Source organism: Escherichia sp. UTM R2 (assembly GCF_048593455.1).
GTDB lineage: Bacteria > Pseudomonadota > Gammaproteobacteria > Enterobacterales > Enterobacteriaceae > Escherichia > Escherichia coli.
In genome coordinates this window covers 2,617,483-2,633,913 of sequence record NZ_JBFWDY010000002.1, presented here as the reverse complement: position 1 = coordinate 2,633,913, position 16,431 = coordinate 2,617,483, and the positions used below count along the sequence as shown (strand labels likewise).

At 43.2% G+C, this 16,431-nt stretch carries 18 protein-coding genes and 5 pseudogenes; 14 read left to right on the top strand and 9 right to left on the bottom strand.

The genetic code is table 11. From position 1 onward, the window contains the following. Positions 1-42 precede the first annotated feature (42 nt). Positions 43-1,253: pseudogene (gene bluF, locus AB4H76_RS13615) on the bottom strand (blue light-responsive regulator BluF). Between the two features lie 313 nt (positions 1,254-1,566). Here bluF and ycgZ point away from each other — a divergent pair. The 7 genes and pseudogenes from ycgZ (at position 1,567) to ycgH (ending at position 8,028) form a co-directional block, all read left to right on the top strand. Beyond that, positions 1,567-1,803: a regulatory protein YcgZ gene (ycgZ, locus tag AB4H76_RS13610; RefSeq protein ID WP_000554140.1), complete on the top strand. Its 237-nt coding sequence runs from the start codon at positions 1,567-1,569 to the stop codon at positions 1,801-1,803. A gap of 42 nt (positions 1,804-1,845) precedes the next feature. Beyond that, a complete protein-coding gene (locus AB4H76_RS13605) occupies positions 1,846-2,118 on the top strand; it encodes a two-component-system connector protein YmgA (protein WP_000858002.1) in 273 nt (90 codons plus the stop codon). 28 nt (positions 2,119-2,146) lie between these two features. Then, positions 2,147-2,413: a biofilm/acid-resistance regulator AriR gene (gene ariR / locus AB4H76_RS13600; protein WP_000888772.1), complete on the top strand. Its 267-nt coding sequence runs from the start codon at positions 2,147-2,149 to the stop codon at positions 2,411-2,413. Between the two features lie 112 nt (positions 2,414-2,525). Next, complete coding sequence (ymgC, locus tag AB4H76_RS13595; protein WP_001065752.1) at positions 2,526-2,774, top strand: protein YmgC; 249 nt, start codon at positions 2,526-2,528, stop codon at positions 2,772-2,774. A gap of 331 nt (positions 2,775-3,105) precedes the next feature. Beyond that, positions 3,106-4,631 (top strand): annotated as a pseudogene (locus AB4H76_RS13590) (EAL domain-containing protein). A 131-nt stretch (positions 4,632-4,762) separates the two neighbouring features. Continuing rightward, positions 4,763-4,981, top strand: coding sequence for a cell division-associated protein YmgF (gene ymgF, locus AB4H76_RS13585; RefSeq protein WP_001065861.1), 219 nt, complete (start codon positions 4,763-4,765; stop codon positions 4,979-4,981). Positions 4,982-5,380: 399 nt separating this feature from the next. Continuing rightward, positions 5,381-8,028, top strand: a pseudogene (ycgH, locus tag AB4H76_RS13580) (autotransporter YcgH). A gap of 56 nt (positions 8,029-8,084) precedes the next feature. Here ycgH and AB4H76_RS13575 read toward each other — a convergent pair. Genes AB4H76_RS13575 through ymgI form a run of 3 tightly spaced genes read right to left on the bottom strand, consistent with a single transcriptional unit; the run spans position 8,085 to position 8,943 of the window. Next, positions 8,085-8,420: a YmgD family protein gene (locus tag AB4H76_RS13575; protein ID WP_162749039.1), complete on the bottom strand. Its 336-nt coding sequence runs from the start codon at positions 8,418-8,420 to the stop codon at positions 8,085-8,087. A gap of 3 nt (positions 8,421-8,423) precedes the next feature. Then, a complete protein-coding gene (locus AB4H76_RS13570; RefSeq protein WP_000726974.1) occupies positions 8,424-8,768 on the bottom strand; it encodes a YMGG-like glycine zipper-containing protein in 345 nt (114 codons plus the stop codon). 1 nt (position 8,769) lies between these two features. Further along, positions 8,770-8,943 (bottom strand): protein YmgI, encoded by a 174-nt coding sequence (ymgI, locus tag AB4H76_RS13565; RefSeq protein ID WP_000122462.1) that lies wholly within the window; start codon positions 8,941-8,943, stop codon positions 8,770-8,772. A gap of 100 nt (positions 8,944-9,043) precedes the next feature. Between ymgI and ymgJ the strand changes: the two genes are divergently transcribed. The 3 genes and pseudogenes from ymgJ to AB4H76_RS13550 form a co-directional block, all read left to right on the top strand. After that, positions 9,044-9,229, top strand: a complete 186-nt coding sequence (gene ymgJ / locus AB4H76_RS13560) for a protein YmgJ (RefSeq protein ID WP_001325005.1) — start codon at positions 9,044-9,046, stop codon at positions 9,227-9,229. Continuing rightward, entirely contained in the window at positions 9,190-9,309 is a 120-nt protein-coding gene (locus AB4H76_RS13555; RefSeq protein WP_001131446.1) for a hypothetical protein, read from the top strand. The genes ymgJ and AB4H76_RS13555 overlap by 40 nt, the downstream gene beginning before the upstream one ends. 34 nt (positions 9,310-9,343) lie before the next feature. Then, positions 9,344-9,687: pseudogene (locus tag AB4H76_RS13550) on the top strand (autotransporter outer membrane beta-barrel domain-containing protein); the annotation flags it as partial. 371 nt (positions 9,688-10,058) lie between these two features. Here AB4H76_RS13550 and minE read toward each other — a convergent pair. From minE to minC, 3 genes are read right to left on the bottom strand one after another with little or no spacing between them, the layout of a single operon-like run. Further along, positions 10,059-10,325 (bottom strand): cell division topological specificity factor MinE, encoded by a 267-nt coding sequence (gene minE / locus AB4H76_RS13545; RefSeq protein ID WP_001185665.1) that lies wholly within the window; start codon positions 10,323-10,325, stop codon positions 10,059-10,061. 3 nt (positions 10,326-10,328) lie between these two features. Continuing rightward, on the bottom strand, positions 10,329-11,141 hold the full coding sequence (gene minD, locus AB4H76_RS13540) for a septum site-determining protein MinD (protein ID WP_000101055.1): 813 nt from the start codon (positions 11,139-11,141) through the stop codon (positions 10,329-10,331). Positions 11,142-11,164: 23 nt separating this feature from the next. Beyond that, positions 11,165-11,860 (bottom strand): septum site-determining protein MinC, encoded by a 696-nt coding sequence (gene minC / locus AB4H76_RS13535; protein WP_077492729.1) that lies wholly within the window; start codon positions 11,858-11,860, stop codon positions 11,165-11,167. Between the two features lie 519 nt (positions 11,861-12,379). Here minC and AB4H76_RS13530 point away from each other — a divergent pair. Then, on the top strand, positions 12,380-12,748 hold the full coding sequence (locus AB4H76_RS13530; RefSeq protein ID WP_001056848.1) for a YcgJ family protein: 369 nt from the start codon (positions 12,380-12,382) through the stop codon (positions 12,746-12,748). 102 nt (positions 12,749-12,850) lie between these two features. Here the strand turns inward: AB4H76_RS13530 and pliG are convergent, their stop codons facing one another. Continuing rightward, on the bottom strand, positions 12,851-13,252 hold the full coding sequence (gene pliG, locus AB4H76_RS13525) for a g-type lysoyme inhibitor PliG (RefSeq protein WP_000695218.1): 402 nt from the start codon (positions 13,250-13,252) through the stop codon (positions 12,851-12,853). A gap of 241 nt (positions 13,253-13,493) precedes the next feature. Between pliG and AB4H76_RS13520 the strand changes: the two genes are divergently transcribed. The 3 genes from AB4H76_RS13520 to AB4H76_RS13510 all read left to right on the top strand — a co-directional run bounded on the left by AB4H76_RS13520 (position 13,494) and on the right by AB4H76_RS13510 (position 15,056). Continuing rightward, positions 13,494-13,787: a YcgL domain-containing protein gene (locus AB4H76_RS13520; protein ID WP_001297679.1), complete on the top strand. Its 294-nt coding sequence runs from the start codon at positions 13,494-13,496 to the stop codon at positions 13,785-13,787. A gap of 71 nt (positions 13,788-13,858) precedes the next feature. After that, positions 13,859-14,518 (top strand): fumarylacetoacetate hydrolase family protein, encoded by a 660-nt coding sequence (locus tag AB4H76_RS13515; RefSeq protein ID WP_000284277.1) that lies wholly within the window; start codon positions 13,859-13,861, stop codon positions 14,516-14,518. 91 nt (positions 14,519-14,609) lie between these two features. Continuing rightward, positions 14,610-15,056, top strand: a complete 447-nt coding sequence (locus tag AB4H76_RS13510; protein ID WP_001306825.1) for a YcgN family cysteine cluster protein — start codon at positions 14,610-14,612, stop codon at positions 15,054-15,056. 206 nt (positions 15,057-15,262) lie between these two features. Here the strand turns inward: AB4H76_RS13510 and hlyE are convergent. Continuing rightward, positions 15,263-16,164 (bottom strand): annotated as a pseudogene (gene hlyE / locus AB4H76_RS13505) (hemolysin HlyE). Positions 16,165-16,431: the final 267 nt, after the last annotated feature.

Here is a 16,431-nt window from a genome sequence, read left to right as displayed (position 1 = left end):
CACGATGATTTACTGAAATCATGTGAAAGAATGTGCTGAAAATTATTTTTTCTCTGGCCACGCTATGGAAGGGATACCATTCAATTTAGCTTTAGCAAACAGATCTCCCTGAAACATCTTAATTCCTGCGGATTCAAGCCACATCCACTCTTCTGGTGTTGCCACGCCCATAGCACTGACTTGAATTTCAAGTGATGTACAGCATTTTATGATCGCCTGAATAATTGCCTGCCGTGGCCCACTTTTATGAACATTGGTAATCAATTCCTGACTGATTTTAATTCTGTCAGGCTGGAAGCGTGACAGGAGTAACAAACCAGCAAAACCTGCGCCAAAATGATCAATTGCTACACTGATACCAGCAGCCTTTAGCGATTTAATCGCTTCGGCAAACTCATCAAACCGAGATATGACTTCACTTTCAGTAAATTCAACGATGATTTGTTCAGGCACCAGAGCATTGGCCTTTATTTCATTAAGTAAAAAAGAGACTGCGTCAGGTTCGTTAACCAGGGTCATAGGTAATAGATTGATTGAAATCATTTTATCACCGAGCTCAAGTGCGTGTGCCATCGTGAATGCAAGCGCCTTACTTTTGAGATCCGCTGTGTAGATTTCCCCGTCTTTACGCTGCCCAACCGCTATGGCTGATGGGCTATCTTCATTTTTTGCACAATGGCTTCAAAAGCGATTATCCGCCGCGATAAGGGATCGACAATAGGATGAAAGGCAAAGTGGTCGTTTATAGTTGGTGAAAGGGCACAGGAATCAAGTTCTTTATCAGATCCGTCAGCGATAAAAAGCCAGGAGTCTTCGGCAGGGATCTCGAAATAGGTTGATTGTTCGGTTGCAAGGACAAAAGTACGAAAAAATTGTAGCGCTCTGTCATCATAAGTTAGCTGAAATTTTGATGTGCCTTTGTCGAATACGGCCTGTAAAACGTCATCTCGCTCGTGCAGGCGCAAATCAAATAATTCCATTCCCGCTTTGCCAAAACGGCGAGCAGGCGCGTAATCGCACAGCAGCTCAACAATATTATAGTGCCGTGGATCCTGGCATATAGCCCGATATATCATTTTAACCTGTTCTTCCGGACCTTCCAGAAGCTGGAAAAAATGAGAACCATTAAACAGTAAGATCCCTGTTACGTCAGACTGCATGTTCCTGCGATTTGCTATCGAAACCATTTCTTCGATTTTTTTGACAGGTTCGTCGTCACGTATATGGCTACGATAAATAAGGGTGGTAAGCATTAACAATCCAGGGTAATGGGTGAGGCGAGAGTAAGACGGTAACAGACATATCTTCTTGTGTCTTTCTTTTAATACCAAAACATAACCGTTTCTTTACATTGATAAAAAATGGAAAAAGTTGAACACTAGTTGGCGAAAAATCTTGTATAGATTGTCAGTTAAATGATGCAATATTTTTTATCATAACACATTGTTTTATATGCATTAGCACTAATTGCAAAAAATTAATTTATCATTCTGTACACATATTTCGTACAAGTTTGCTATTGTTACTTCACTTAACATTGATTAACATTTTTAACAGAGGCGTAGCATGCATCAAAATTCAGTGACTTTAGATTCTGCGGGAGCAATCACTCGTTACTTTGCAAAAGCTAACTTGCATACTCAGCAGGAAACTCTCGGGGAAATTGTGACTGAGATTTTGAAAGATGGACGTAATCTGAGTCGAAAGTCGCTTTGTGCCAAACTTCTTTGCCGACTGGAACACGCGACTGGGGAAGAGGAACAGAAACATTATAATGCACTAATTGGGTTGCTTTTTGAATAATGCAACAGCCTGATTATTTAACAGGTTAGCTATGAAGTCGTTATGAAGACATCTGATAATGAACGTATAAAATATGAAATTACTGGCCAGGCGGTGCTCCAGATACTGCGCATGAAGATAAATTTTTCATTGCAGACTCTTATTAAGCAATTACTCGTAATGAAATCGGCTGAGGAAGATGCTTTCCGACGCGATTTAATTGACAGCATAATTCGTGATTTTAGCAATAGTGATTCAGGAGGGCCAAACCGAAGAACAGCGACAGCTGACAATAAAAGTATGTTCAATGGTAAGAAAATAAACAGAATACATTAAAATTTCATAAGTAAGATGAGAGGTTACCATGCTTGAAGATACTACAATTCATAATGCAATAACTGATAAAGCGTTAGCAAGTTACTTTCGCAGTTCGGGTAATTTGTTAGAAGAAGAATCAGCAGTGTTAGGGCAGGCTGTCACCAATTTAATGCTTTCAGGCGATAATGTTAATAATAAAAATATTATCTTAAGTCTGATACACTCCTTGGAAACAACAAGTGATATTCTCAAAGCTGATGTGATTAGAAAAACACTGGAAATCGTGTTGCGATACACAGCTGATGATATGTAACTTCTAATTATTAAGTATAAGTTTATAGAAAACTCATTCATCTTATTTTTGTCTGTCGCTTTAGACTATACACAGCATAATTTTATTGGGTTAATATTTCTACGAGGCTGACATGAATAATTCAATCCCAGAGAGATTTATTTTTCAATGTGCTTTGTTTAAAAATCTCGAGAGGGAGGTGTTCATGACGCATGGGTATGTTGATAGTCATATTATTGATCAGGCTTTACGCTTGCGTTTAAAAGATGAAACCAGTGTGATTCTTTCTGATCTCTATCTGCAAATATTGCAGTACATTGAAATGCATAAGACTACACTAACGGATATCATTATTAATGACAGGGAATCCGTGCTCTCTTAGAACTTGAGTAAGGTTTTAGAATAAACATCAGCTGTATCACCATGCTGATGCAAAGTGAGCATTTCAGGCGTTATGCTTTCTTATTATGTCCGCAATATCAGGTGTCAAGAATGGAGAGTTCTCGCTCTCCATTCTTGACGCCTGATATCCCGCCTAACTTATTTTGTACTGCCTACATTATGCTCAATAATTAATGGGTTAGATCAAGATGGAGAAAATTTTATCTTCGGCGTGGATATTTCTTATGCTCTCTACCATGCTCTCTGTAGATGCCAGCGCGAGCGAATGAATGGCATTTTCATGTATTAAACCCTTTGGCCGGGACAAGCAAATGCGCAATACACTCATACCCATCCTCGTTGCGATATGCTTGTTTATTACCGGTGTCGCTATTTTGAACATCCAGCTCTGGTATTCCGCAAAAGCAGAGTACCTGGCGGGAGCGAGATATGCCGCCAACAATATCAATCATATACTTGAAGAAGCGTCACAAGCGACTCAAACAGCGGTTAACATTGCCGGGAAGGAATGCAACCTCGAGGAGCAATATCAGCTTGGCACTGAAGCAGCTCTGAAACCTCACCTGCGCACAATCATCATTCTCAAACAGGGAATAGTCTGGTGTACATCCCTGCCTGGGAATCGGGTCCTGTTGTCTCGTATTCCTGTTTTCCCGGACAGTAATTTACTGTTGGCTCCAGCAATCGACACCGTTAATAGATTACCTATCCTGCTCTATCAGAACCAATTTGCAGATACGCGCATTTTGGTTACGATAAGCGATCAGCATATTCGTGGGGCACTTAATGTACCCTTGAAAGGGGTAAGGTATGTATTTTACGCGTGGCGGATGACATTATTGGACCAACGGGTGATGTGATGACGCTTAATGGACATTATCCCTATACCGAGAAGGTTCACTCCACAAAATATCATTTCACTATTATCTTTAACCCGCCGCCACTCTTTAGCTTCTACAGACTTATCGATAAAGGCTTTGGGATTTTAATATTTATTCTGTTAATCGCCTGCGCCGCTGCCTTCCTGCTTGATAGATATTTCAATAAAAGCGCAACGCCTGAAGAGATCCTGCGACGGGCAATAAATAATGGGGAGATCGTCCCTTTTTACCAACCTGTGGTAAATGGTCGGGAAGGGACATTGCGGGGAGTTGAGGTGTTAGCCCGCTGGAAACAACCTCACGGTGGATATATATCACCCGCGGCATTTATTCCACTTGCTGAAAAATCCGGATTAATCGTTCCGCTTACGCAAAGCCTGATGAATCAGGTTGCCAGACAGATGAACGCTATCGCGAGTAAATTGCCGGAAGGTTTTCATATTGGAATTAATTTTAGCGCTTCGCATATTATTTCGCCGACGTTTGTCGACGAGTGTTTAAATTTCCGTGACAGTTTTACCCGCCGCGATTTAAACCTTGTTCTGGAAGTCACCGAGCGTGAGCCATTGAATGTTGATGAAAGTCTGGTTCAGCGGTTGAACATACTGCATGAAAATGGTTTTGTCATCGCACTGGATGATTTCGGTACTGGCTACTCAGGGCTTTCTTATCTTCATGACCTGCATATTGATTATATCAAAATTGATCACAGTTTCGTTGGCCGCGTAAACGCAGACCCAGAATCAACCCGAATTCTGGATTATGTATTGGATCTGGCGCGTAAACTTTCGATCAGTATCGTCGCTGAAGGTGTCGAAACGAAAGAACAACTTGACTATCTGAACCAAAATAATATCACATTTCAGCAGGGTTATTATTTCTATAAACCTGTTACATACATCGACCTGGTCAAAATTATCCTTTCTAAACCGAAGGTGAAGGTTGTGGTTGAGTGAAAATTGATCAGTAAGGCCATAGTGCGGTGTAATTATAGACAGCTAATTAGCTCGTTGCCTCTTGTTACTATTGTTCATTATTTTGTTTGCTATAATTGTTTGAAAGTTTTGACAGGATTGCCATTAGTAGCATGAACAATAGTAATAATCTGGATTATTTCACTCTCTATATCATATTTTCCATTGCATTTATGCTGATCACCCTCCTGGTCATCCTTATTGCAAAACCCAGTACCGGGCTGGGAGAAGTGCTTGTGACGATAAATTTGCTTAATGCCCTTGTTTGGCTGGCGATCAATCTGGTTAATCGATTAAGAGAAAGACTCGTCAACCACAGGGATCAGCAATAATCTTTCAGTTTCTCACTGTCAGTATGCGGCTGAATGGGTTGCTGGCAGTGAACGCCTGGATCATTGAAGGAAAGGCATTATTGCGCAAATAGTTGTCAACCCTGGTGTTATCACGGTTGTTTTTATATATCACCGAAATAATCCTCATCGCAACTATTAACAATTTTGATGTCGAAGAGTTATTTGTTAAACAAAATCGTCACCTCAAAGTGATCAATGTCATGAAAATAAGGTGAAAAATGATAATGCCGACTTATTTATCATTTATATATTGTCGCTGTTTATCTATTTAAATTTTTTGTGCTTTTGTTTTTGTCTTTACCCTCCGTTTTGGTAATCTGAGCTCATAGGTTATTTGACCAGGAATGTTTGTTAATCCAATGAATGGATGGTTAATCTATGAAACTGAAAAAACTCCCCGGGTTTAGTTTGGGACTTATTGCTCTGGCGGTGGGTAATGCATATGCAACACAATTGTTGGATGATTATAGTATAATTTCCTATATGACTGATGAAGAATCGCCGATTGAAATCAAAGATAATAATCCGATAAGTAATGGAGAGTATCTAACCACTGAAGACGAAAGCCATGCTGTGAAAGTGGATGACGGTGTAACTGGATATATAAATAATGCCAGTGTGATGACTAGTGGTGATGGATCTTATGGTATTTCTGTTGATAGTCAAAACAAAGTATTATATATAAGCGATAGCGATATTAAGACCTCTGGAAGCGTATCTGACAAAGAAAATGGAGGGATAACAGCCAGCGCAGTAGTCAGTGAATTTGGTGGCACCATCTTTATGAATGGTGATAATTCAGTCGAGTCGGGTGGGGCATATTCAGCGGGACTTTTAAGCCAGGTTAATGATTCTGAAAAGATGGTAAATAACACCCGTCTTGAAACCACAGATAAAACGAACATTGTTACCTCTGGGGAAAATGCAGTAGGTGTTCTTGCATGTTCAAGTCCTGGAGAGTCTCGAACATGTGTCGATGCTGTAGATGATGAAGTTAGTGATTCTAACAGTTACGAAGTTATTAGCCGTGCTGATTTAAAAATGAATGGTGGTTCCATAACAACTAATGGCATTAATAGCTATGGTGCTTATGCTAATGGGAAAAAAGCATATATTAATTTAGATTATGTGGCACTTGAAACTGTGGCTGATGGAAGTTATGCAGTTGCTATTCGACAAGGTAACATTGATATAAAAAATAGTTCTATTACAACAACAGGCACTAAAGCCCCCATTGCAAAAATATACAATGGTGGAGAGTTATTTTTTTCCAATGTCACCGAGGTATCAAAACAAGATAAAGGAATATCAATTGATGCATCAAATATCGATTCTCAAGCCAAAATAGCACTATTAAGTGTTGAACTTTCAAGTGCTTTGGATAGTATTGATGTTAACAAAACTACAACGGATGTAAGTATCCTTAATCGAAGTATTATCACACCTGGTAATAATGTTCTGGTTAATAATACTGGAGGTGACTTAAACATAATTTCGTCCGACTCTATTCTAAATGGAGCGACTAAACTCGTCAGCGGCACAACCACGCTGAAGCTTTCAGAAAATACAATCTGGAATATGAAAGATGACTCCGTTGTTACCCATCTGACTAATTCAGACAGTATTATCAATCTTTCGTATGATGATGGTCAAACATTTACCCAAGGAAAAACATTAACCGTAAAAGGTAATTATGTCGGTAATAATGGTCAGCTTAATATCCGCACCGTATTAGGTGATGATAAATCGGCTACGGACAGACTTATTGTTGAGGGTAATACTTCGGGTTCAACTACCGTCTATGTGAAAAATGCTGGAGGAAGCGGCGCGGCCACGCTAAACGGGATCGAACTCATAACTGTGAATGGCGATGAATCTCCAGCAGATGCCTTCAGATAAGGTGATGCAAGGATTGCAGCTGGAGCTTTCGAATATCAACTAAAACAACAAGGCAAAAACTGGTATTTGACAAGTTATCAGTCAGTGAATGAGGAGGATAACAGCTCAGAGGGAAATTCAGAATCAACAGAAACGCCTACCCCCGTCCTGCGCCCCGAAGCTGGAAGTTACGTCGCTAACCTGGCAGCTGCTAACACTCTTTTTGTTATGCGTCTGAACGACCGTGCGGGTGAAACGCGCTACATCGATCCTGTAACTGAACAGGAGCGTTCAAGCCGACTTTGGCTACGTCAAATTGGCGGGCATAATGCCTGGCGTGACAGCAACGGACAGTTGAGAACGACCTCGCATCGCTACGTCTCGCAGTTAGGGGGCGATCTGTTAACCGGTGGTTTTACCGATAGTGACAGTTGGCGTTTGGGAGTGATGGCTGGTTATGCCCGCGACTACAACTTAACTCATTCCAGCGTGTCGGATTATCGTTCGAAAGGGAGTGTCAGAGGCTATAGCGCAGGGCTGTATGCCACCTGGTTTGCCGATGACATCAGTAAAAAAGGCGCATACATTGACTCCTGGGCGCAATATAGCTGGTTTAAAAACTCGGTGAAAGGGGATGAATTAGCCTATGAATCCTATAGCGCGAAAGGTGCAACCGTCTCGCTGGAAGCGGGTTACGGTTTTGCCCTGAATAAATCCTTTGGTCTGGAAGCGGCGAAATATACGTGGATCTTCCAGCCACAGGCACAGGCTATCTGGATGGGCGTCGATCATAATGCGCACACGGAAGCCAATGGCTCACGTATTGAGAATGACGCAAATAACAACATCCAGACCCGACTCGGCTTCCGCACCTTTATTCGTACTCAGGAGAAAAACAGCGGTCCGCACGGTGACGACTTTGAACCTTTTGTTGAAATGAACTGGATCCATAACAGTAAAGATTTTGCTGTCTCAATGAACGGTGTGAAAGTCGAACAAGATGGGGCGAGTAATTTGGGGGAAATTAAACTTGGCGTAAATGGCAACCTGAATCCAGCGGCCAGCGTCTGGGGAATGTGGGCGTGCAGCTGGGTGATAATGGCTACAATGACACCGCAGTGATGGTGGGCCTGAAATATAAGTTCTGATCCCGCCGTTAGCTAAAAAACCGCGTCGTATTCATCGACGCGGTACATATGAAATATTATTTTTTGCCGATAGCACGCATGGTGTCATCAATTGCCGTGATCAACAGCATTTGCGGGTCTTTAGCGCAAACCTGATTCAGTTTTTCTACCACTTTGGCGCTCAGTTCCGGAGATTGCTCAATTTTTAAATCACGGCTGGCAACGCTGGCATTACCCATTACCGCAACAATTTCTGCAATCTGTGCGCTGTCAGTTTTTGCCATTTCGTTGGCTTCTGCGCAAGTAATATAGGTTTCTGACGGCAAACCGTTTTTAATATTGTAGTCCTGCGCCCAGGTCATTGGTGCGAAAACAAACAGGCCCGCCAGTAAAGCAAATTTTTTCATCATCATTCCTTATTTCATTTTACCCAGAATTGCACCACCCGTACCGCCAATCACGGCACCTTTAATCGCCCCTTCGAGGCCATTGCCGGTCAGAACGCCAGTGACAGCACCAACGGCGGCACCCACTTTTGCACCTTTACGCGCATTTTTACCGTCGCGGCCTTTTTCTGTTACTGCACCAACACCAGCGCCAACAGCTGCACCTTTCAGTACGCCATTAACACCATTGCCAGTAAGTAAACCAACGCCTGCGCCTAGCAATGCACCTTTCGTGGTGCGGTTCATATCCGCCATCGCTGGCGTGGAGCAGAACAATGCTGAGATAAGCCCGAAGGCAAGTATTTTTTTCTTCAACTTAGATGTCCGGTATTAAGTAAGTTGCACACACAATAATTTCGTCTTCAATTAAGATCTGCTTAACTAAAGAACGCTCGCTATTATTCAGATAATTCAAAATGAGCGTGGCTGTGATGATAGGAATTATGTTTTTTACGTGAATGAGAATAATCTTAAATGAGGAATAACTCATTGATTGACAATATATTTATTCAAGAAGTGTCATTGACTGTTAACGCAATGTTGTAAAGGTAAGATAATCTGATTTATCAATATTATTGTGTGATTTTTATGTGAGCAGAAGATATTCATCAGCAACGATTACATTAGTCATTTTATTTTGCCGACGGCCTCATTGTCGAAAGATAAGCGTACGACAGTATTATCAGAAAAGAGTGATTTTTTATCCAACTACACTTCAGCGCACTGCGTGTAAAAAATGCCTCTTTCTTATGCGGGATATCATCATTTCATCATGATGTCTTTGGTGAGCGGTGAACACAATACACCTGCGCTGTCTCTTCAGGATGAATCCCCTGGTCTGGTGCCTGCGGGCTGATGTTGCAGCAGAGCTTAGGTCACTTAGACGCTACTATCATTTATCCAATGGCATGGAATCGAAATCAGTCGATACCCGCAGTATATATCGTGAACTGGGTGCAACGCTGAGTTACAACATGCGCCTGGGGAACGGTATGGAAATGAACCCTGGCTGAAGGCGGCTGTGCGCAAAGAATTTGTCGATGATAACCGGGTGAAGGTGAATAATGACGGTAATTTCGTCAATGATTTGTCGGGCAGACGTGGAATATACCAGGCAGCTATTAAAGCCTCATTCAGCAGTACGTTTAGCGGACATCTCGGGGTGGGGTATAGCCATGGTGCCGGTGTGGAATCCCCGTGGAACGCGGTGGCTGGTGTGAACTGGTCGTTCTGACCATCAACGATTAAACTGCGCTTCGGCGCAGTTTTCGTTTACAGGATGTTGAAAGGGAAAATTCTGGGGCAAAAAAAGCCCGCCAGTTACGGCGGGAAACCTCATCCTATGGGAGAACAATGAATAATGAAATTGCGGGGTTATCATCTCCCAGTATATCCATACTAACAATAAGGTTATTTACTCAACCAGGCATAAACATTTTGTTTTGTGCGTGGGAACAGCCTTAAGGTGTAAAGGGGGAGGTGGAAATAGCAATGAGGAGTATCAGCAAGAATACTCGCCGCTTTACCACAACGTGGATGAGAGGGATGAAAAACTCAAGGCAGAGATAACTCTGCCTTGAAGATAAATGCGCTTTTACAGCGGGCTTATTTCAGCTCTTCTGCTTCCGGTAAGGTCACGTTCAGCTCAAGAATAGAAATATCGCCATCTTTTTGCTCAAGCTGTACGGTTACCATCTCAGGATCAATTTGTACGTATTTACAAATAACCTCAAGAATATCTTTACGCAACTGCGGCAGATAATGCGGTTCTGCATCGCTGCGACGGCGTTCAGCAACAATAATCTGCAGCCGTTCTTTTGCAATGTTGGCTGTGTTTTTCTTCCGCGAGAGAAAGAAATCGAGTAATGCCATAACTTATCCTCCGAACAAGCGTTTGAGGAAGCCTTTCTTCTCTTCTTCAATGAAGCGGAAAGGACGTTCTTCTCCCAACAGACGTTCTACGGTATCTGCGTAGGCTTTACCCGCATCGGCGTTAATGTCGAGAATGACCGGTTCACCCTGGTTAGAGGCGCGCAATACTGATTGATCCTCTGGGATCACGCCGACGAGTTTGATGCGCAGGATCTCCAGCACATCTTCCATGCTCAGCATGTCACCTCTGCTTACGCGGCCTGGGTTATAGCGCGTTAACAGCAGGTGCTCTTTAATAGGCTCTTCGCCATTTTCTGCGCGGCGTGATTTCGACGCCAGAATGCCTAAAATACGGTCAGAGTCGCGTACTGAGGAGACTTCCGGGTTGGTGGTAATAATGGCTTCGTCTGCAAAATAGAGTGCCATTAACGCACCGGTTTCAATCCCTGCCGGGGAGTCACAAACGATAAATTCAAAATCCATCGCTTTCAGATCATCAAGAACTTTGGCGACCCCTTCACGGGTGAGGGCATCTTTATCGCGTGTTTGCGATGCCGGCAGAATATAGAGATTTTCAGTACGCTTATCTTTAATTAACGCCTGATTTAGCGTTGCATCGCCCTGAATGACGTTGACGAAATCGTAAACGACCCGGCGTTCACAACCCATAATCAGGTCGAGATTACGCAGGCCGATATCAAAATCTATCACGACAGTTTTCTTTCCCTTCTGGGCCAAACCAGTGGCGATGGCCGCGCTGGAGGTTGTCTTACCAACACCCCCTTTGCCCGAAGTAACAACAATAATGCGTGCCATAGAAATTCCTTGTTAAAAAGGGATCAATTTAACGGTTGAACGGTCAAAGCGTTTTCGACTAACTGCAGTCGCGCCGCTTTGCCATAAAATTCTGTTGGGATTTGATCACTCAGCCAGTATTCACCTGCGATGGACACCAGTTCCGCCATCAGGTTCGTACAAAATATTTGCGTTTCCCGGTCACCACTTGCCCCTGCCAGCGCACGACCGCGCATCATGCCATAGACATGAATGTTCCCATCGGCAATCAATTCGGCCCCAGCGCTAACGTGGCTTGTAACAATCAGATCACATTGTGGAGCATAAATACGCTGACCGGAACGCACCGGGGTATCTATTAAACGCGTTTTTGTGACCGGCGTTGTATTTTGCGCTGGAGCCTGCGGTGTGGGAGCTGGACGTGGCGCTTTTTCCTTTCCTTCCGTCAGGATAGGCAGCCCCATCTTTTCAATTTCGGCTTTAAGTTGCGCATCTTTGCAGCCACTTACGCCAATAACCCGCAAACCGGTTGCCGAAACCGCCTTATGCATCGCTGACCAGTTTACCGGGTCTTCCAGTGCACTGACGTTGAGTACAACGGGGGCATGTTTTAAAAATGCGGGGGCCTGAGCGATTTTGTCTTCCAGCGCCTGATGGATAACCTTAGGTTCTGCCTCATGCAGATGAACCACAGATAAAGTGAAGCTACTGCCTTTAAGCTCGATTGGCGTGTTTGACATCCTGGCCTTACTCAATTAGCTATTAATCATCGCCAGCGCGCGATGATGTTCCGAAGACTATAAGGCATGTTATAGTCTGGATTATATTGAGGCAAGTCACCCTCCCATTTATTCAGAGTAAAAGTCTATTCTGTGATAAATGGCGCTGATTCATAGCTTAAAAAATACCCTTGTCAATCAACCCATTGCCGTCGTACTTTTGATTGTTCTTATTTACGCTTCCTTTTTCCGCACCCTAATCGTGACAGCATCTCCAGACCTGTTTAAATATCCAGTATTGAGGCAAGTGTATTTTTTCACCACGCCAGGCTTTCTTAACTTTCCATTTTTTGCGGCATCATTAAAGAACAGATACCCGTTATCTTAATATCCGCCACAGAATTGCTCTATCATAGAAACCGCAGAAGACGTCTGATACTTCTGTCAGGTCATCGTAACTCGTCCAGGTCAGCGGTTTTGATTACGGATTGATGATGAAATGAGCATAAGTGTTGTACGGTTGGATTATCAGGATGTGCTATGAATATGATGCGTATTTTTTATATCGGATTGTCAGGTGTGGGGATGATGTTCTCATCAATGGCGTCTGGAAATGACGCTGGCGGGCTTCAATCTCCTGCGTGTGGCGTTGTTTGCGACCCGTATATTTGTGTGAGTTCAGATGGCATTTCCCCAGCGTTAACAAGGAAATATCTCGGCGAAAAAGCCGCTGAAAACTTACAATCATTACAAGGCTACGATCCCAGCGAATTTACATTCTCTAACGGTGTATTTTGCGATGTTAAAGAAAAATTATGTCGTGATGATCGTTATTTTGGTGTGGATGGTAAGCGGAGTGGAAAAATCAATCAAACCACCACAAAGATGTTATTTATGTGTCGTGAGTGATGTCTTGTTTACATTATGTTCTATTCGTCATTAACCTCTTAAGCGACAGAGAGGAGTGGGGCGTTAACGTTTATGACGGGGAGAGTCCCCGTCGGTTGATATTTACTTAATTTGAATATCGACGTTATATTTTTTAGTTTTGTTTTTACGGGCGTCGTTTCGGGTTTGCAGCACTCGCAGCTCATATTTGCCAGAAGCAGGGAGTGAGTATTGTCCGTGACTATCGAGTTCTGGGGAATATCTGGATAAATCAACAGAATCATCGATTCCTGGCCCGAAGAGGTAAGTATCAGCGCCTTCATTAGAGATACTCACATGTACTTTCTGACCTTTTTTGGCATAGAAGGTATATGTATCGTAATCGTATCCCTTTATTTCGCCGGAGTACTGAGCGCTGCTATGGCCTTTTCTGAACTCAACATTGACATTCTTACCCGCAGCAAAGCTCGTGGAGGTTAGCAGTGCAAACAGCAATACAGCCTTACTGATGCTCTTGATTTTCATTGGTAGTCTCCTGTTCAGAATGAGTACGATGAACTGTTATAATATAACAATCCCTTACGGGAGAATTCCAGTGGCTTTTCTGCGTTCGGTAAAATCCCGGCGCGGCATTTTTTGCCGGGGGGATTACTTATAAAGGGGCATGGACTCAACAAACCGCAGAAATCTACAGCTGGCTGGCTTGTGGCGCGGGTTTCATTGATGTTAGCTTATGCCAAAACCTGGCATCTTAAAGAGTAAAAGTATGTTTTGTGTGATTTATCGAAGCAGCAAGCGTGACCAGACCTATTTATATGTCGAAAAAAAAGACGATTTTTCGCGTGTTCCTGAGGAACTGATGAAAGGTTTTGGTCAGCCTCAGTTAGCGATGATTCTGCCGTTGGATGGGCGGAAGAAACTGGTCAATGCTGATATTGAAAAGGTTAAACTGGCATTAACCGAGCAAGGTTACTATTTGCAGTTACCGCCACCACCCGAAGATTTGCTGAAGCAACATCTTTCCGTCATGGGGCAGAAAACAGACGACACTAACAAATAACCGATATCCGGCGGTGGCATTATCTTTGTCGGCGCGGGTTTTCATATCCACGATAAGGTGAGGGGAACGTTATGTATCAACATCACAACTGGCAAGGTGCGCTGCTGGATTATCCGGTGAGTAAAGTAGTCTGTGTTGGCAGTAACTATGCCAAACATATTAAAGAGATGGGCAGCGCAGTGCCCGAAGAGCCAGTGCTGTTTATTAAACCAGAAACGGCACTGTGCGATCTGCGGCAGCCATTGGCGATCCCATCCGATTTCGGTTCAGTTCATCATGAAGTCGAACTGGCGGTGTTGATTGGCGCGACGCTGCGTCAGGCTACGGAAGAGCATGTCCGCAAAGCCATTGCCGGTTATGGCGTGGCGCTCGATCTGACGTTGCGTGATGTTCAGGGAAAAATGAAGAAAGCCGGGCAGCCGTGGGAAAAGGCTAAAGCGTTTGATAACTCTTGTCCGCTTTCCGGGTTTATTCCCGCGGCGGAATTTACCGGCGACCCGCAAAATACAACGCTGGGCCTGAGCGTAAACGGCGAGCAACGCCAGCAAGGTACGACTGCGGACATGATCCATAAAATCGTTCCGCTGATCGCTTATATGAGCAAGTTTTTTACCCTCAAGGCCGGTGACGTTGTGTTGACAGGCACGCCTGATGGCGTCGGCCCGTTGCAAAGCGGTGATGAGCTGACAGTCACTTTCGATGGGCATTCTTTGACAACTCGCGTTTTGTAATACTTTTTGCCGCCTGAAAGCGGCGGCAAAACTTGCATCGCTGTGCCAGACTGGTTATAAGGTGCGTTTTAACGTAATGGCGGAACACCTGATGAGCGATGTACCTTTCTGGCAAAGTAAAACCCTGGACGAAATGAGCGATGCGGAATGGGAGTCGTTGTGTGATGGTTGCGGTCAGTGTTGCCTGCATAAACTGATGGATGAAGACACCGACGAAATCTACTTCACTAACGTCGCCTGTCGCCAGCTCAATATTAAAACCTGTCAATGTCGGAACTACGAACGTCGTTTCGAGTTTGAACCCGACTGCATTAAATTAACCCGTGAAAATCTGCCAACATTCGAATGGCTGCCAATGACCTGCGCTTATCGGTTGCTGGCGGAAGGTAAAGATTTACCTGCGTGGCATCCGCTACTTACGGGTTCGAAAGCGGCAATGCATGGTGAACGTATCTCTGTGCGTCATATCGCAGTGAAAGAATCAGAAGTGATTGACTGGCAGGATCATATCTTAAATAAACCTGACTGGGCGCAGTGATAAATTTAATAGATGTTGATGGGGGCTTTCTTAATATACGTCTGGATGCTCGCCATTTCGTAGCCCTGTTTTTGAAAGCGCTCTGTCATAATGAGAGTTACCCGATACCTTATTATCAACAGGTAACTCTCAATCTTTAAAAAACGTCTGTGTTTTTAAATGTGATAAACCTTATACCTTGAGTACATGGAGAGAATAATAGCTTATCAGACTTCAGGTACCTCAAAGAGTGTCTTTTTACCGTGTCTTTTCTGATACTCATTACAGGTGTTAATCATTTTTTTGGCCGCTTCTTTTAGCAAAGAAAGCATTAAATCATCATAATCAACATAGAATCTGGTTGTTTCAGTTTCCGTTTTTATCTCCCCGATGGCGACTATTTCGGTGGTTAATTTCAATTTGGCGGCATCGATATCTTTATTCGCTTGTTTAACCGTGTTTGACAGGGTGGTAAAGAAATTCTGCACAGATTTTAACTTGTTCTTCAATTCTGGAATCAGTTTCCCTTCAACTACGCCCGCAGCAATAGAATAGGAAATGATTAATCCAAATGGACCGGCGACGACACCGGCATACGCTTCCTTCCTGATTTTATCTACCTGTGACTGGAAATAGCTGTTTTTTTTTCTGAAAAATCATTGGTTAACTGGCTATCTAACGCCAGCAGTTTCCCGGAAGCGTTGTTGAAACTTTGTGAGCTTACCAGCAGGGATTTTTGCGCTTCATTCAGCTTCGTGATGCCGTCATCCAGTACCTTAATGAGAATGTCTTTCTGGGCGGATGCTTTCTTCTCATTGTACTCATCAAATAGCAAAATATACGCTGCGAGCAATTGCGTCGCAACACCACACCATTCATACACTGTTTGGGTTGCTTCAAAATACTTATCCTGGCTATCCATAAGTAAGGTTTTAATATCGCCGACTAAAACGGAGGCTGCCTGTGAATACTCCTGTTTAAAGCGACTTAACTCTTTTATGGTTTCATCAAAGGTCTGCCAGGGGATGACCTGATCGAGATATTTATTATAAAGATCTAATGCTCCATCTGCGGTTTCGATTGCGTTTTTAACTACTTCTACCGTTTTATCTGCAACGATTTCAGCCATAATCATTCGCCTCTTTAAATATATAAATTGTAATGAAACTCCTGTTTTACAACTATTAATAAATTTTACTTCATCTAATTCATAGTTAGCCGGGCGGGATGCGTCAATGTCTTTATTTCTATTAATATGATAAATATCAAACAATGTTTAATGTCATTATGGCGAATGCTTCTATTCTATTTTTTTGCCGGGTGATATTTTTCATTTCTGCTGGATGAGCGTCGTCGCCAGAAGGCCACGTGAGCACAGGATAAGAGAACGAAAAAT

What these genes read in the sequence shown, in the direction of transcription:
- AB4H76_RS13520 (WP_001297679.1), top strand. Translation starts at nt 13,494, where the DNA reads ATGTTTTGTGTGATTTATCGAAGCAGCAAGCGTGACCAGACCTATTTA.
- ymgI (WP_000122462.1), bottom strand. Translation starts at nt 8,943, where the DNA reads ATGAGTTATTCCTCATTTAAGATTATTCTCATTCACGTAAAAAACATA.
- AB4H76_RS13575 (WP_162749039.1), bottom strand. Translation starts at nt 8,420, where the DNA reads ATGATGATGAAAAAATTTGCTTTACTGGCGGGCCTGTTTGTTTTCGCA.
- AB4H76_RS13555 (WP_001131446.1), top strand. Translation starts at nt 9,190, where the DNA reads ATGCCTCTTTCTTATGCGGGATATCATCATTTCATCATGATGTCTTTG.
- ariR (WP_000888772.1), top strand. Translation starts at nt 2,147, where the DNA reads ATGCTTGAAGATACTACAATTCATAATGCAATAACTGATAAAGCGTTA.
- ymgF (WP_001065861.1), top strand. Translation starts at nt 4,763, where the DNA reads ATGAACAATAGTAATAATCTGGATTATTTCACTCTCTATATCATATTT.
- minE (WP_001185665.1), bottom strand. Translation starts at nt 10,325, where the DNA reads ATGGCATTACTCGATTTCTTTCTCTCGCGGAAGAAAAACACAGCCAAC.
- AB4H76_RS13510 (WP_001306825.1), top strand. Translation starts at nt 14,610, where the DNA reads ATGAGCGATGTACCTTTCTGGCAAAGTAAAACCCTGGACGAAATGAGC.
- ymgC (WP_001065752.1), top strand. Translation starts at nt 2,526, where the DNA reads ATGAATAATTCAATCCCAGAGAGATTTATTTTTCAATGTGCTTTGTTT.
- ycgZ (WP_000554140.1), top strand. Translation starts at nt 1,567, where the DNA reads ATGCATCAAAATTCAGTGACTTTAGATTCTGCGGGAGCAATCACTCGT.
- minD (WP_000101055.1), bottom strand. Translation starts at nt 11,141, where the DNA reads ATGGCACGCATTATTGTTGTTACTTCGGGCAAAGGGGGTGTTGGTAAG.
- minC (WP_077492729.1), bottom strand. Translation starts at nt 11,860, where the DNA reads ATGTCAAACACGCCAATCGAGCTTAAAGGCAGTAGCTTCACTTTATCT.
- AB4H76_RS13530 (WP_001056848.1), top strand. Translation starts at nt 12,380, where the DNA reads ATGAATATGATGCGTATTTTTTATATCGGATTGTCAGGTGTGGGGATG.
- AB4H76_RS13605 (WP_000858002.1), top strand. Translation starts at nt 1,846, where the DNA reads ATGAAGACATCTGATAATGAACGTATAAAATATGAAATTACTGGCCAG.
- AB4H76_RS13515 (WP_000284277.1), top strand. Translation starts at nt 13,859, where the DNA reads ATGTATCAACATCACAACTGGCAAGGTGCGCTGCTGGATTATCCGGTG.
- pliG (WP_000695218.1), bottom strand. Translation starts at nt 13,252, where the DNA reads ATGAAAATCAAGAGCATCAGTAAGGCTGTATTGCTGTTTGCACTGCTA.